The 13635-nt window shown below is 62.1% G+C and carries 11 protein-coding genes; all 11 read right to left on the reverse strand.

Features of this window, described 5'->3' with window-relative positions:
* Position 1: 1 nt before the first annotated feature.
* The 11 genes from ACYQ2U_RS05360 to ACYQ2U_RS05410 all read right to left on the reverse strand — a co-directional run bounded on the left by ACYQ2U_RS05360 (position 2) and on the right by ACYQ2U_RS05410 (position 13384).
* A complete protein-coding gene (locus ACYQ2U_RS05360; RefSeq protein ID WP_459949320.1) occupies positions 2-2290 on the reverse strand; it encodes a TonB-dependent hemoglobin/transferrin/lactoferrin family receptor in 2289 nt (762 codons plus the stop codon).
* A 90-nt stretch (positions 2291-2380) separates the two neighbouring features.
* Positions 2381-2659 (reverse strand): hypothetical protein, encoded by a 279-nt coding sequence (locus ACYQ2U_RS05365; protein WP_459949321.1) that lies wholly within the window; start codon positions 2657-2659, stop codon positions 2381-2383.
* 16 nt (positions 2660-2675) lie between these two features.
* The gene (locus tag ACYQ2U_RS05370; RefSeq protein WP_459949322.1) at positions 2676-3779 is read right to left on the reverse strand and encodes a cytochrome-c peroxidase; all 1104 of its coding nucleotides are present in this window, start codon (positions 3777-3779) and stop codon (positions 2676-2678) included.
* Positions 3776-6223, reverse strand: coding sequence for a TonB-dependent receptor (locus ACYQ2U_RS05375; protein ID WP_459949323.1), 2448 nt, complete (start codon positions 6221-6223; stop codon positions 3776-3778). Before ACYQ2U_RS05375 ends, ACYQ2U_RS05370 begins: the two co-directional genes overlap by 4 nt.
* A 184-nt stretch (positions 6224-6407) precedes the next feature.
* Positions 6408-7778, reverse strand: a complete 1371-nt coding sequence (locus ACYQ2U_RS05380; RefSeq protein ID WP_459949324.1) for a DUF2325 domain-containing protein — start codon at positions 7776-7778, stop codon at positions 6408-6410.
* 9 nt (positions 7779-7787) lie between these two features.
* Positions 7788-8057, reverse strand: coding sequence for a hypothetical protein (locus tag ACYQ2U_RS05385; RefSeq protein ID WP_459949325.1), 270 nt, complete (start codon positions 8055-8057; stop codon positions 7788-7790).
* Positions 8058-8066: 9 nt separating this feature from the next.
* Positions 8067-8243: a hypothetical protein gene (locus ACYQ2U_RS05390; RefSeq protein WP_459949326.1), complete on the reverse strand. Its 177-nt coding sequence runs from the start codon at positions 8241-8243 to the stop codon at positions 8067-8069.
* A gap of 179 nt (positions 8244-8422) precedes the next feature.
* A complete protein-coding gene (locus ACYQ2U_RS05395; protein ID WP_459949327.1) occupies positions 8423-9214 on the reverse strand; it encodes a cobalamin-binding protein in 792 nt (263 codons plus the stop codon).
* 13 nt (positions 9215-9227) lie between these two features.
* Positions 9228-10103 carry a cobalamin-binding protein gene (locus ACYQ2U_RS05400; RefSeq protein WP_459949328.1) on the reverse strand — a complete coding sequence of 292 codons (876 nt, stop codon included), beginning with the start codon at positions 10101-10103 and terminating at the stop codon, positions 9228-9230.
* Positions 10100-11086 (reverse strand): quinone oxidoreductase family protein, encoded by a 987-nt coding sequence (locus tag ACYQ2U_RS05405; RefSeq protein WP_459949329.1) that lies wholly within the window; start codon positions 11084-11086, stop codon positions 10100-10102. Before ACYQ2U_RS05405 ends, ACYQ2U_RS05400 begins: the two co-directional genes overlap by 4 nt.
* A 3-nt stretch (positions 11087-11089) precedes the next feature.
* Positions 11090-13384, reverse strand: a complete 2295-nt coding sequence (locus ACYQ2U_RS05410) for an NADP-dependent malic enzyme (protein ID WP_459949330.1) — start codon at positions 13382-13384, stop codon at positions 11090-11092.
* Between the last annotated feature and the right edge of the window lie 251 nt (positions 13385-13635).

Here is a 13635-nt window from a genome sequence, read left to right on the forward strand (position 1 = left end):
GTCAGAAATCAACCTGGAGCCCCAGGGACAGGTTGCGTCCCGGTTGGGTGTAGAAGGCCATGCCCGGTGTAGTTGCGGCGAGACTGCCAAAGCGCACATCGCTCCAAAGAATGTATTCCCGGTCGAACACGTTGTTGAGGGCGGCGGTCACCTTGATGTCCTTGGACAATTTCCACCAGCCCGACAAGTCGAGTACACCGTAACCACCAGTGGGGTAGAGGCTGCCGTCGATGCGATCCTTTTCCTTGGCCGCCGCGGCACGTAGGCGCGCTTCACCGCCATGGCTGTTCTTTAACCAATTCAAGGCCAGGGAAAGACGCTCGGGGTCCACCGTGTTGAGAGCTTTGCCGGTCTGCTCGTTGTCGCCCCGAGTGAAGGCGTAGGCGCCGTTCAGGCTGTAGCCGTCGCCGAAATCCCAGCTTCCCCGCGCTTCCCAACCCAGGATATGAACCCGGGCCAAATTGACGCTCTGATAGGTGCTCGTCACCCCCGAGGCGCAACTGGGATCACTGGGACATGTCAGCGCCTTGTTTTCGATGAAGTTCTTGTAGCGGTTGTCGTAGCGGGAGAAGGACAATTGCAGCGGCCCTTGCTTCCAGCGGGCGCCGCCCTCTATGCTTGTGCTGGTCTCGGGTTTCAGGTTGGCATTGGGAATGGAGGCATACATGGTGCCATTCTGAAAGTAGCCGTTGACCTCCTCGTAGTTGGGCGCACGGAAACCCTCCACGTACTGACCATAAATTCCGAAGGCCGGTGCCACCTGCCACAGGCCAGCGAGCTTGGGCGAAACCCGCGAGTTCGTCATGTCGACAGCGGGCTTGACCGTCTGGCTGTCAAAGATCGCATCGGATTTGTGTTTCAGTTCCACCCGGTCATAACGCAGTCCAGGTGTCAGCGTGAACCGCTCCTGGTCGAAGGTGATGTTGTCCTGGAAAAACACACCGAGGGTATCCGTATGGCCTGGGGCGAAACCACGACTCGGATAAGTGGTTCCCGCCAGGGTCTTCAGGATCGTCGTCGTGCCGGTAGCGATGTTGGTCTGGGCGATGGTGTAGTCCCGGTAGTCGTTCACCTCGGTCCGATTCCAATCGGTCCCCGCCACCAACAAATGGTTAACGCTACCCAGATCCAGTGACTTATCCAGTTGCAGGTTAAAACCCGTACGATCCTGTTCCATCTGGAAGATTTGCCTCATGGCGCAGTTGTAGCCTGAGCCGCTGCTGGTGGAGCAGGCACTGCTGGTATTGGCTCGCAGGGAATCGGACTTGGTCTTGGTTTCCGCGTCCTGGCGGAAGACCTGTGCCTTGAGCCGATCCAACCAGGCATTGCCCGGCTTCCACTCATAGTCGATACCGTAGCGGGTGCGGGTTGCTTCGTCATCCCCCTCCATCCAGGTCATTTTGGGCAGGGAGGTAATGAGTCTATTTACCTCGGTGTTCGTCTTGTTTTCCCGGTAGTCCACAACGAAAGCAAGGCGATGACCCGGAGCCGGCGACAGCACAAGCTTGGCCAATGCTGCCTCGGATTGTCGGTCCTGGGGATTCGGCTCGGTTCTGGCCGTGGAAGTACCGCCTACGGTCCCTTTATTTTTCAGTTCCTTGCCGTCGGTACGATTGACCATCAAGAGAAACTTGAGCCCGTCGTTACCCATGGCGGCCGAAAATGTATTGCTGAAACTGCTGTCGGCACTATGGACGGAGCCCTTATATTGGAATGCCCTCGTCTTGCCGCCGACAAGGAAATCCTCGGGGTCCTTGGTGACGTAGGACACTACGCCCCCCAAGGCATCGGAGCCGTAAAGACTGGACGCGGTACCGCGCAGCACCTCGACCCGTTTGAGAAAATCGAAGTGGGGGCCGCCAGCATCCGACACCGTGATGTTGGACGGCCCGCCGCCGCCGTAATAATCCGGCAGGCGTACGCCGTCTACCAGATTGACAACACGATTGCCCTCCAGGCCACGGATGTTCACCGATGCCGAACCGAAGCGGTTCGGATTGCGGGCCACCGCCAGGTCCGGCTCGTTGGCGAACAAATCGGTTTCATCGAGTGGCATGCGCTGGTCGATCTCCGCCGCGGTCACCGTGGTCACCGTGGCGGAGATCGTGTCCACGTCCTGCTCGATGCGCGTGGCGGAGACGGATACCTTTGGCAGCGTGGTATCCGCTGTGTCGCCGGCCTCCGCGCCATGGCCATGGTGCGGGAAAGCGAAAAGTATCGCCAGGCTCAGTTTTGCCGTGATGAAGTGACGAGGAAGAACACCGCGTACGCGGCGTGTTGAAACATGCATATCGGACTCCTGTCGGAAGCGGTCGTTGCTTGCTGCCTGACGGGAATTGCCCGATGGGTGGCTGGCTGAAAATGAAATAGAACAAGTGACTCAGTGAAACGTAATGGTTGCCACATTCGGTGTGGTGAATGCCAACCCCGATGCGCTCAAGGGCATACCTCCCTGCCAATCCGCGACGATTCGGGAGGCAGCTTCCAATAGCGACGCATCCAACTGCTGGTGCTCCAATAGTCTGTGCAAGTGGGCCAGCATGGCGCCGATCTTGGCTTCGCTCACCCCCTGCCGTGCAATGGCGGAGAGCAGATGCAGGGTGGCGGTGAGGTGTAGTTCAGGGCGTAACTTGGGAATGTCAATGGGATCGGTTTTCATGGGTGGATGCTCGGGATCACAGGGTCAGAAGGAAGGCCAGCAAGGCGTCCAGTTCTTCCCGATTCAGGGCCAGGGGCTTGAGCAGGGAGGACTTGACGGGAAAGAGCGGGTTGGCGGCCTGGGCGGCGTCGTTCGGTACCTGGCTGGGCATACCCGCGTTGTACATATTGAGAATGCCCGCCAGTTGAGGGAACAAGCCGTTGTGCATCCACGGCCCTGTTGAGCCAACACCCCGCAATCCGGGCGTCTTAAAACGGCCAACGTCCTCCTTGCGGCCGGTCACTTCGTAACGGCCGAAGTCCTCGTACTTGCGACCGAAATAGGTCAGGCCCAGATTGTGGAATCCGTCGTCGGTCATGCGCGAACCGTAGTGGCAATTAAGGCAGCGTGCCTTGGTCCGGAACAGATGAAGCCCGAGCGTCTCGTCCTCACTAAGGGCAGCCCGCTCTCCCGCCAGGAAACGATCAAAGCGGGTAAACGGCGACCGTAATGTGCGTTCATAGTCGGCCAAGGCGCGGGATATCCGGTCCAGGCTGATCGGCCCTGGGCCGAACGCCAAGGCGAAATCCCGTCGGTACTCGGCGATTCCGGCTAATTTCGCCGCCAATTTTTCCAGGGACATTGCCATTTCCACCGGGTTGGCGATCGGCCCGAGGGCCTGGGTCTCCAGGCTATCGGCTCGTCCGTCCCAGAACAACGCCCGTGCGCCGTGAAGATTCCACAATCCGGGTACATTACGACTCCCCTTGGCCTCGTCGTGACCCACGGCGACCGCCTGACCGTTGGTGTAGCCCTTGTCCACCTGGTGACAACTGGCGCAGGCGATAGTGTTGGAGCGGGATAGCCGTGGATCGTTGAACAACCGGGAGCCGAGGGCGACCCGCTGCTTCGAAAGGCTGGGGCCGGTGGGCAGGGACGACAGTTCGCGCCATGCAATGCCGTTGTCCACGGCCGGGCGCGGCCATTGCCTGCTGGGTGCGGCGTAAAGCGCCACCACGCAAGACTTGTCCCAACCGGTCTCGCGTAGGCAGGTGGCATCGGCCCATGCCGATGGTGCGTCAACCAGCCATGTGATCAGGATCGCACCGGCCAGGACAGCGTAGCGATGTGCCTTCTTCAAAACCTGTACCCCAGTTCAAGCCAGAATTGACGGCCCTTTTCATAGGTGAGGTAGGTGCCGGAGTCCTCAATGGCGTTGGTCCGGTTGAGGACGTTCTCGATGGACAGGGTGACGTTGGCTTCCTGGCCGGGGACTGTGGGCAGTGCCCAGTTGAAACGCATGTCCCAGGTGATGGCGGAACCGAAGCGCCCTTTCTCGTAGTTGGAAATGGCGCTGCCGTTGTACATCACCGTGCCCTTGGCGATCATCTTCTCGTAACCGGCCCGAAAGCGGAACAGGTTGCCCACGTTTAGCCGGGCCGAGGGAATGTAGGTGTTGAGCAGCAAACGAGCAGAATAGGGACGGTTGTAGTTGTCGGCGGGCCGGTCAATCCACTTGATCAACTTGCCGTCCCACATCACTTGTTGCTCCAGATCGCCGCCGCTGATGCTGATGGTGTCCGCATAGTTGGCGTGGGAGGTGCGGGTCTGGGTGCGGTCGATTGCCGCCAGCACGCTGGTGCTGGTGCCGAAAGCCTGGAGGGGAGACAGGGTTTCCGCCGTTAGGGTAAAGGTGTCGTTGTCCGACTTACCGATGTTGTCCCACCAGTAGTTGCCGACGGAACGCAGGGTTAGCACCACCTCGTCACGGGACTTGCGCTGGACGCTTTTCGCCCCCCAGAGGAAGCCGGCCCACTTCTGGCGAAAGGCGAAAATGGTTTCATCCTCGTAGGGAATGGATAGCTCTCCCAGATGGTACATATTGGCTGTGGTGGCGGATACCGGCGTTCCCCACAACACAGCAGAGGAGGCGCGTGCTTGGCTGGTGGTCTGCAACGTCAACCGCTCGCGGTAGGTGTAGTACTGCATGAAATTCCGTCCGGCATAGCGGTTGAAACCCGCTTCCAACTGGGTCTTGTCGTTACCGAAGACGTCCCAGAAGAAGGCGCTACGCGCCGAGACGCTGGGCTTGGGCGCCAATTCACTGCGATCGAAGCGCAAACCCAGGCGACTCTTGAGCGGTCCGTAGACGAATTCGTCCTGGAGAAATATGCCCTGGCTCTTGTCCTGCACCGTGAACTTGCCGGCGTAGTAGACCATGCGGTTCTTCAAATACTGGCCGGTGGCGCTGTTCCAAGTGGTCGCCAGGGAACAATACTCGGTATCCACGCCGCCGCTTGCCAACGTGCAACTCGTAGTGTTGGTGGACACGGAGTACAACTCGTACTGCGTCTTGCGTTCGTAGAAGGAAGACTTCTTTTCCAATTCCATCCCGGCTTGGAAGCGATGGCTGCCGCCCAGCAGGGAAACGGCGTCCCAGTCTGCCTTGAGTGTGTAGTTGAGGGTTTCCTGCTGCTGGTTCACGTCGCCGTAGCCCCCTTCGCTGCTGTTCCAAGTGGTGCCACTGGACTGGTAGCCCCAGTTTTTGTCGGCGGCGGAATATCGCCAGGTCTTAAGCACGTTGGCGTCGGCATCGCGTGAGCTGTTCATGGTGCTCCAGTTCAAGCGACTGCTAATCGTCACGCCTTCCCGGCGGTTTTTCAGACCGGCATTGACCGCCTTTCCACCGGTCTTCAACTCAAAAAAACTGTTGCGCGTGTTCTTGATGAAGTGCTTTTCCTCCCCGGGAGAATCTTGGTAGGAAAGGTCCGCTTCCAGCGTGGCGTCGGGAGACCAGAATCCACGGACAAAGGCATTGTCGAGCAGCCGCTTTTCCGTCTTGGTATTGGCATCGCTGTCGCTGATATTGCCGCTGGCATAGGCCCGCAGGGGTATCTCTGAAGTACGCCGGACAAAGCTGGCGATCAGACCCAGCTCATCGCTGGGTTTTCCTTCCAGTGCGGCGCGGTAGGTCCACTTCTCAAATTTCTTTTGCCTATCCTGGTCGGTTGACTGATCATAGGCTAGGCGTTCGTCTGGCGCGATCTTGTATTCCATCCAATCTGAGCGGGTCGTCTCCACCGAAACCCGTCCGCCGAATTTTCTCGTTGGCGCGCAGGTGTCAGCGCTGACCACGCCGCCATTGAAATGGCCGAATTCGGCACCGATGTTTGAGTCCCGTACTGTCACCTTGCACACCAGACTGGTATCCACGGCGAATCCTTGGCTAGCGGATATCGGGTCAGTGATGCTATTAGGATTGTTGCCGGCAGGATTGATGTCATTGTTGATGCTCATCCCGTCGATCTGGTACAGATTTTCGTAGTACTTGGCACCGTTGATGCTGATGTCGGCCGGGGCGATTTCCCCTTGCTGGCCTGTGTGCAATTGGCCGTTGCCATACTGCACATTGGGGTTAATCTTCAGCAGGCTGGTGATATCCCCGTTACCGCCGGTCATCGCTTCGATGGTGGCGCGGTCAATCACCTGCGTCCCGGACGAGTCTGCTTTATCCACTACCTTAACCTCATGCAATTGGGTTTCTTCGGCAACGGCGACAACCTGTTGCCACAGAACTGCGCTCATCGCGCCGAACATGACCTTGCGCGCCCTCATTGCCCGGGGAACGACCGCCCCGATTCGACCCCGTTCGACGCAGGGGATTACCACCTTGAACATCACGACTCCGTTGGATTTGGCAGACAATCATGGTTTGCTGCCTTCCGGGAGTAATGCCGGTGGGTGGCTGACCTTCTTTGCTTATGGTTAGTCAGTAGGTCTCGTCGACCCCTTCTTGCTCGGCGCTGAATTTGACCAGCGCCGCCGCGAAGCTGGACACGCCCGCGCCCTTGAACAACAGGCAGGGCTTGCCCAGGCGCTTGCACTGGTTCTTGATCCGGTAGTAGGCCGGATGGGAAACACAATCGGTGGGACAGATCACCGCGTCGGCACCGCTGATCATGTCCGGCAGGCGGGACAGGGATTCCTCCATGCCGCCGTCGTGGTGGATCAGCTTGATGCCCAGGCGCTGGGCCAGCCGGCGATAGTGGATGACCAGTTGCGAGCGGCCGCCCACGCACAGCACCCGCCGACCGCGCAGGTTCTCGGCTTCGGGACATTGGCCGCAGTCACTGTCGCAATCGGCGCCGTCGTCCCGCATCAGCAACGCTTCCAAGGCCTCCCTTTCCGCCGCCAGGGCAAGGTTTTCCGCCTCGGTGCGCGCCAGTTGTTCGCGCAGGGTCCGCAGTTGCTCCTCTTGCTGACGGGCCTTGTCGCCCAGGGCGATCAAGTGCTCGTTGGCGGCGCTGAGTTGCATCAGCTTGCGCCCCATGTCCACCATGACGCTGCCGTTTTCATATTGGGCCAGGCGCGCTTCCAGTGCCGCGATGGCCTGGTCGCGACCCGATGCATGGGCCGATGTCTCCTCCGCCAGCCGCAGTCTTTCCTGCCACTGGAGTTCCCGTCGCGCCTGTTCCTGCCGCAACTGCTCCAGATGCTTTTTATGCTCGGCCAGTTCCTTGGCCAGGGTTTCCATGCGCCGCACGTCGGCGGTCTGTCCCGCACCCACCTGATGGGACAGCATGTGGATGTCGCCGTAGGCCATGTCGCGGGTGTCCTGGCTGCTGGCTGGATGAGTCACCACCGCCCACAGAGCGCCGGCCACGTCGCCCTTGGCCAGATAATGGCGCCATTGGGTGGCCACCTCGCGGTCGCTGCGCAGCTTATCGAACTCGCGCACCACCACTTGGTAGCGACGATCCAGGTATTTTTGCAGGGCCTCGGCAAATGCGTTCCGTTCCCGGGAACGATTCACCGCTTCCACATGGAGGGAGAACTCGTTTTCCCGACCAGACATGAAGCGATGCTTCTTGCCCATCGCTTCCAGTTCGTCCATGGGCAGGCAGGTGCCCACCACCGGACAATGCAACTTGTCCTCCAGCTGCCAAAGCTTGCGTCGACCGCGCGGGGCTGCGGCTGTGGGCGGCGTTGCATCGGCGCTTTTCCAGGCATCCGCCAACGCGCCCGGCATGGGGGCGAACATGGGCAACGGCGCTGCCTGGTCCAGGACTTCCCGCTCCTGGGCCACGGCGAAAAGCTGGCTGATCTTGCGCCCCAGGGCGGGACTGGTTTTCTTCTCCACGATGGCTCCTCAATGGGCGTGGGATACCGGCCGATGCTGGCCGGAAAGGGCACTGCTGCGCTGCTGTTGGGCCTGGTCGTCCTCGATCTGGGCCAGCAACTGGGCGGCCACGTCCCGCATCAGCGGCTCGGTGTCGGGATGACCTTGCACGTAGCGCAGTTGATGGGTGACGATGGCCCGCTGGCGTGGACAGGCCGGCACCACCGGCAGGCTGCCCAGGGACCAGAGCAGGGAAGCCAATACTGATTGCAGGCTGGGACCGCGGCTGTAGGTTTCCATGGTGACCTCCTACAACGGCAGCGCCAGGCTGGCGTTCACATCCACGAACCACCAGGCCATCGCGGTGAATAAGACGAGGACGATGAACATGCGCAGGGGGGCAAAACCGATGTCGGGCTCGCCGTTGCGCCGTTTGGCGCGCTTGCGGGCGGCGACCTTGCCAGGCGCCAAGGGGATGGTTGCCATCGCTGACCTTTCTTGAAAAAGAAAGCGCTGACTGGCTACGCCACCGAGGCGGTTTGCTGGCTTGCGCGGAACGGGGCTCGGCCCCGCATACCTAGAGAGATGAGGCAGCCCCATGCCATAGGGCTACCTGAGAATTATTCTCAACTAGAAAACCAAGGAAGTCAACGGCCTGACGAAAATCAGGCGGCCCAGGCGTCGAACAGGCGGGTCAGTTGGGGCAGCCCCCGCCGCAGGGCCGAGGGGCCCGGAGCGAGGATGTCGGCGGATTTGATCTCATGGACGTGGCCTGTCGCCACGGCAGGAATGGCCACCCAGCCGGGGCGGGTGGCCAGTTGCTCGGGGCGGAATTTCTTGCCGCACCAAGAGCCGATGATGATGTCCGGCTGACGACGCGGCACTTCGTCCGCATCGGCGATGATGCGCTCCTTGGCGCTGAAGCGGCGCCCCAGTTCGGCGAAGACGTCCTCGCCGCCGGCGATGCCGATCAACTCGGACACCCAGCCGATGCCGGAGATCAGGGGCTCGTTCCATTCCTCGAAGTACACCCGGGGTCGGGCACGGCGGCAATCCGCGGCTTGGCGTGCCGTGGCCAGGGCGGCCTCGAGTTCCGCCACCAGGGCCAAAGCCTGGTCTTCCGCGCCCACCAGACGGCCCACAGTTTCCACCATGGCGAGGATGTCCTCCACGCCGCGCTGGTTGAAGTGGTGCACCGGGATGCCGGCCTTCACCAGGTCGCGGCCGAGGTCGGCCTGGAGGTTGGAAAAGGCCAGCACCAGGTCGGGCTCGACGGCGAGAATCTTTTCCTGGTTGCCGCTGGAAAAACCATAGACCTTGGGTTTTTCCTTGCGGGCCTGGGGCGGGTAGACGGTAAAGCCCGAGATGCCGACGATGCGGTCCTGCTGGCCGAGGGCGTAGAGCACTTCCACCGTTTCGGTGGACAGGCAGGCGATGCGTTGGGGCAGACGGGCCAAGGCGCTTGCGACGCTACTTGCGCTTGGCCCGGGCCGCTTCCAGATGGCCGCAGAGCTTCTCGGCACCATCGAGGATGCGCGGCGTATGACGCTGGATCAGTTCCGGCTGGACGAAGTAGAGGTTGTCCTGCTTGACCGCCGTCATGCTGCCCCAGCGGCGCCAGTCGTCCAACCACTCGGGGCGGGACTCGCCCATGCCGCTGGCGACGATGACTTCGGGATTGGCGGCAATGACGCCTTCCACCGTGACCGTGGGCGCCAGGGTCGGCAGGTTGGCAAATACGTTACGGCCGCCACACAGGCGCAGGGCATCGCTGATGATCTGCTTGCCGTTCACCGTCATCAGGGGCTGCTTCCAGATCTGGTAGAAGACGCTGATTTCGGGCCGCTGGCTGTAGCGGGTGGCCAGGCCGTTGTAGCGATTGCGGAAACGGCTGGCCTCGGCACTGGCCACGGCCTCGGTGCCGGCCAGCTTGCCGTAGCGTTCCAGGTCCTTGGCGATGTCCTCGATGCGGTTGGGCTGGGTCACGTACACCTTGAGCCCGAGGCCTTTCAGCTTGGCCACGTTGGCGGCGGCATTGCCGCTTTCCCAGGCAATCACCAGGTCGGGCTTGAGGGCGGCGATGGCTTCCAGATCCAGACGGGAATAACCGCCGACGCGGGGAATCTTCTTCGCCGCTTCGGGGTAGTCGCTGTACTCCACGGCACCGACGATGCGGTCGCCGGCACCGGCAGCGAACAGGGTTTCCGTCACGTGGGGCGCCAGGCTGATGATGCGCTTGGCCGGCGCGGGCAGGCGCAGCACGGCGCCGGTATCGTCGGTCACCTGCACCTCGGCGCGGGCAAGCACCGCCCCCAGCATAAGGGCGGTCAAGAGCAGGCGCTTCATGGCAACAGCACCGTGCCGCCGGTGGTGCGACGACCGGCCAGGTCCTGCTGGGCCCGGGGCGCGTCCTTGAGGGGATAGGTCTGGCCGACCTCGATCTTCACCTGCCCGCTTTCGATCATCGCGAACAGTTCCGCCGCCATGGGCAACAACAGTTCCCGCTTGCGGGTATAGGTGGCCAGGCTGGGCCGGGTGAGAAAGAGCGAACCGCGCTTGGTCAGTTCCAGGGGGCTGATGGCTGGCACGGGGCCGGAGGCGTTGCCGTAGCTGACCATCATGCCCAGGGGCCGCAGGCAATCGAGGGATTCAAAGAAAGTGTCCTTGCCGATGGCGTCGTACACCACGGCGACACCTTCGCCGCCGGTCAACGCCTTCACCTTTTGCGCCAAGGCGCCGGCTTCCTTGAGTTCGTCCAGCACCAGCACCTCGTCGCAGCCATGGCTGCGGGCCAGGGCGGCCTTGGCGGCGCTGCCCACGGTGCCGATCACCCGGGCGCCCAGGGCCTTGGCCCACTGGCTGGCGATCAGGCCGACGCCACCGGCGGCGGCATGGATCAGCACGGGGTCGCCGGCTTGGACCTTGTAGGTTTGGCGCAGCAGGTACTGCACGGTAAGCCCCCGCAACAACATGGAGGCGGCGACCTGACAGGACAGGAAATCGGGCAACTTGACCAGCAGGGCCGCAGACAGATTGCGGGCCTCGGCGTAGGCACCAAGGGGACCGCTGGCGTAGGCCACCCGGTCGCCGATGGCCACTTCGGTGACGCCCGCGCCGACGGCGGTGACAACCCCTGCCCCCTCCTGGCCGAGCCCCGAGGGCAGGGTCGTGGGGTAAAGACCGCTACGGGCGTAGATGTCGGTGAAGTTGAGGCCGACGGCCTCCTGCTTCAGGGTGACTTCGCCGGGTCCCGGTGGCGGCAGGTCCACCGACTCCCATTGGAGCACCTCGGGACCGCCGGTTTGGTAGAACCGATAGACACCGACCATGGATTACTTGGCCTTGCCTTGATGATGGTTGGCATCCACCACCGCCAGGGCGGTCATGTTGATCAGGCGACGCACCGAGGCGGTCGGGGTCAGGATGTGCACCGGCTTGGCCGCCCCGAGCAGGATGGGGCCGACGGTGATGCCGCCGGAAGCCACGGTCTTGAGCAAGTTGAAAGCGATGTTGGCAGCGTCCAGATTGGGCATGATCAGCAGATTGGCGGAACCCTTGAGCACGGAATCCGGGAACAGGCGCCGCCGGGTTTCTTCGTCCAGGGCGGCGTCGGCGTGCATTTCCCCGTCCACTTCGAGGGTGGGATTCTTTTCGGCGATCAGCTCCCGGGTGCGGCTCATCTTCTGGGCCGAGCAGGATGCATTGCTGCCGAAATTGGAATGGGAGAGCAGGGCCACCTTGGGGGTCAGGCCGAAACGGCGCACTTCCTCGGCAGCCATCAGGGTGATCTCGGCCAGCAGCTCGGCGCTGGGGTCTTCGTTCACATAGGTGTCGCAAACGAACAGGGTGTGGCTGGGCAGCATTAGCAGGTTCATGGCGGCCATGCAGTGGGCGCCCTCTTCCATGCCGATCACGTCAGCCACGTGCTTGAGGTGCATGTTGTGGCGGCCCACGGTGCCGCACAGCACGGCGTCCACGTCGCCCCGGCGCAGCAGCATGGTGCCGATCAGGGTGGGGTCGGAACGGATCAGTTGCTTGGCCAGGTCCTGGGTCACGCCACGGCGGCCCATAATCTTGTGGTACTCGCCCCAAAGTTCCTTGTAGCGACTGTCGGAGGTGGGATTGACCACCTCGAAGTCCTCGCCGGGCTTGATCTTCAGACCCGCCCGTTCCAGGCGCATGGCGATGACCTCGGGCCGGCCCACCACCACGGGCTTGGCCAGACCTTCCTCGACCACCGTCTGCACGGCGCGCAGCACCCGTTCGTCCTCGCCCTCGCAATAGATCACCTTGCGCGGCGCCTTCTTGGCGGCGGTGAACACCGGCTTCATGATGAAGCCGGAGTGGTAGACGAAGCTGTTGAGCTGGTCGCGGTAGGCCGCCATGTCGGCGATGGGCCGCGTCGCCACGCCGGAATCCATGGCTGCCTGGGCCACGGCGGGGGCGATCTTGACGATCAGGCGCGGGTCGAAGGGCTTGGGAATCAGGTATTCGGGGCCGAAGGCGATGTTCTCCTCGCCGTAGGCGGCGGCCACCACGTCGGAGCTTTCAGCCTGGGCCAGCTCGGCGATGGCCTTGACGGCGGCCAGCTTCATTTCCTCGGTGATGGTGGTGGCACCGGCATCCAGGGCGCCACGGAAAATGAAGGGGAAGCAGAGAACGTTGTTCACCTGGTTGGGGTAGTCGGAACGACCGGTGGCCATGATGGCGTCGTCGCGCACGGCCTTCACTTCCTCGGGCTGGATTTCCGGCGTGGGATTGGCCAGGGCCATGATCAGGGGACGCGCGGCCATCTTGGCCACCATCTCCTTCTTCAACACGCCGCCGGCGGAAAGACCGAGGAACACGTCGGCGCCTTCGATCACCTCGCCCAGGGTGCGCATGTCGGTCTTCTTGACGTAGCGTGCCTTGAGGTCGTCCATCAGCTTGGTGCGGCCTTCGTAGACCAGGCCTTCGATGTCGGTGACCCAGATGTTCTCCACCTTCACGCCCAGCATCACCAGCAGGTCGAGACAGGCCAGGGCGGCCGCGCCGGCGCCAGAGGTGACCAGCTTCACTTCCTCCACTTTCTTGCCCAGCACCTTGAGGCCATTGAGAACGGCGGCGCCCACCACGATGGCGGTACCGTGCTGGTCGTCGTGGAAAACGGGAATCTTCATCCGTTCCCGCAGCTTCTTTTCAATGTAGAAGCACTCGGGGGCCTTGATGTCTTCCAGATTGATGCCGCCGAAAGTGGGCTCCATGGCGGCGATGATGTCGATCAGCTTGTCGGGGTCCGGTTCCTGGAGTTCGATGTCGAACACGTCGATGCCGGAGAACTTCTTGAACAGCACGCCCTTGCCTTCCATCACCGGCTTGGCGGCGAGGGGGCCGATGTTGCCCAGGCCCAGCACGGCGGTACCGTTGGTCACCACGCCCACCAGGTTGGCGCGGGCGGTGTAGCGGCTGGCGTTGGCCGGGTTGTCGACGATCTCGTTACAGGCGGCGGCAACGCCGGGAGAGTAGGCCAGGGACAGGTCGCGTTGGTTGGTCAGGCCCTTGGTGGGCACCACGGCGATTTTGCCGGGGGTGGGGAATTCGTGATACTGGAGCGCGGCTTCGCGCAGGTCTTTGGCTTTTTGGTCCATGGTTCCTTGCTCTGTCGTTTTGTCTGGCTGATGCTTCCCGCCCACGCAGGCTCCGGACGGGCTCCTCGGAGCGTTGGATCATACTCTCCGGCGCTTACGGCGATATTGCGGATTACCGCGACGGGCCCCAGGCCAGCCAAGTCTTATAGAAGACTAAAGATATTGCGCCGCTGTTTCCTTTTGTCCACTTATCGTCATCGACAATGCCGGCGAACGGCTATGGCAGAATCCGGGCTCCCGTTCCAATATTC

Source organism: Denitratisoma sp. agr-D3, from assembly GCF_054658675.1.

Excerpts from the sequence above, each read along its gene's own strand:
- ACYQ2U_RS05360 (WP_459949320.1), bottom strand. The coding sequence starts at position 2,290 with ATGCATGTTTCAACACGCCGCGTACGCGGTGTTCTTCCTCGTCACTTC.
- ACYQ2U_RS05365 (WP_459949321.1), bottom strand. The coding sequence starts at position 2,659 with ATGAAAACCGATCCCATTGACATTCCCAAGTTACGCCCTGAACTACAC.
- ACYQ2U_RS05375 (WP_459949323.1), bottom strand. The coding sequence starts at position 6,223 with ATGAGCGCAGTTCTGTGGCAACAGGTTGTCGCCGTTGCCGAAGAAACC.
- ACYQ2U_RS05385 (WP_459949325.1), bottom strand. The coding sequence starts at position 8,057 with ATGGAAACCTACAGCCGCGGTCCCAGCCTGCAATCAGTATTGGCTTCC.
- ACYQ2U_RS05390 (WP_459949326.1), bottom strand. The coding sequence starts at position 8,243 with ATGGCAACCATCCCCTTGGCGCCTGGCAAGGTCGCCGCCCGCAAGCGC.
- ACYQ2U_RS05400 (WP_459949328.1), bottom strand. The coding sequence starts at position 10,103 with ATGAAGCGCCTGCTCTTGACCGCCCTTATGCTGGGGGCGGTGCTTGCC.
- ACYQ2U_RS05405 (WP_459949329.1), bottom strand. The coding sequence starts at position 11,086 with ATGGTCGGTGTCTATCGGTTCTACCAAACCGGCGGTCCCGAGGTGCTC.
- ACYQ2U_RS05410 (WP_459949330.1), bottom strand. The coding sequence starts at position 13,384 with ATGGACCAAAAAGCCAAAGACCTGCGCGAAGCCGCGCTCCAGTATCAC.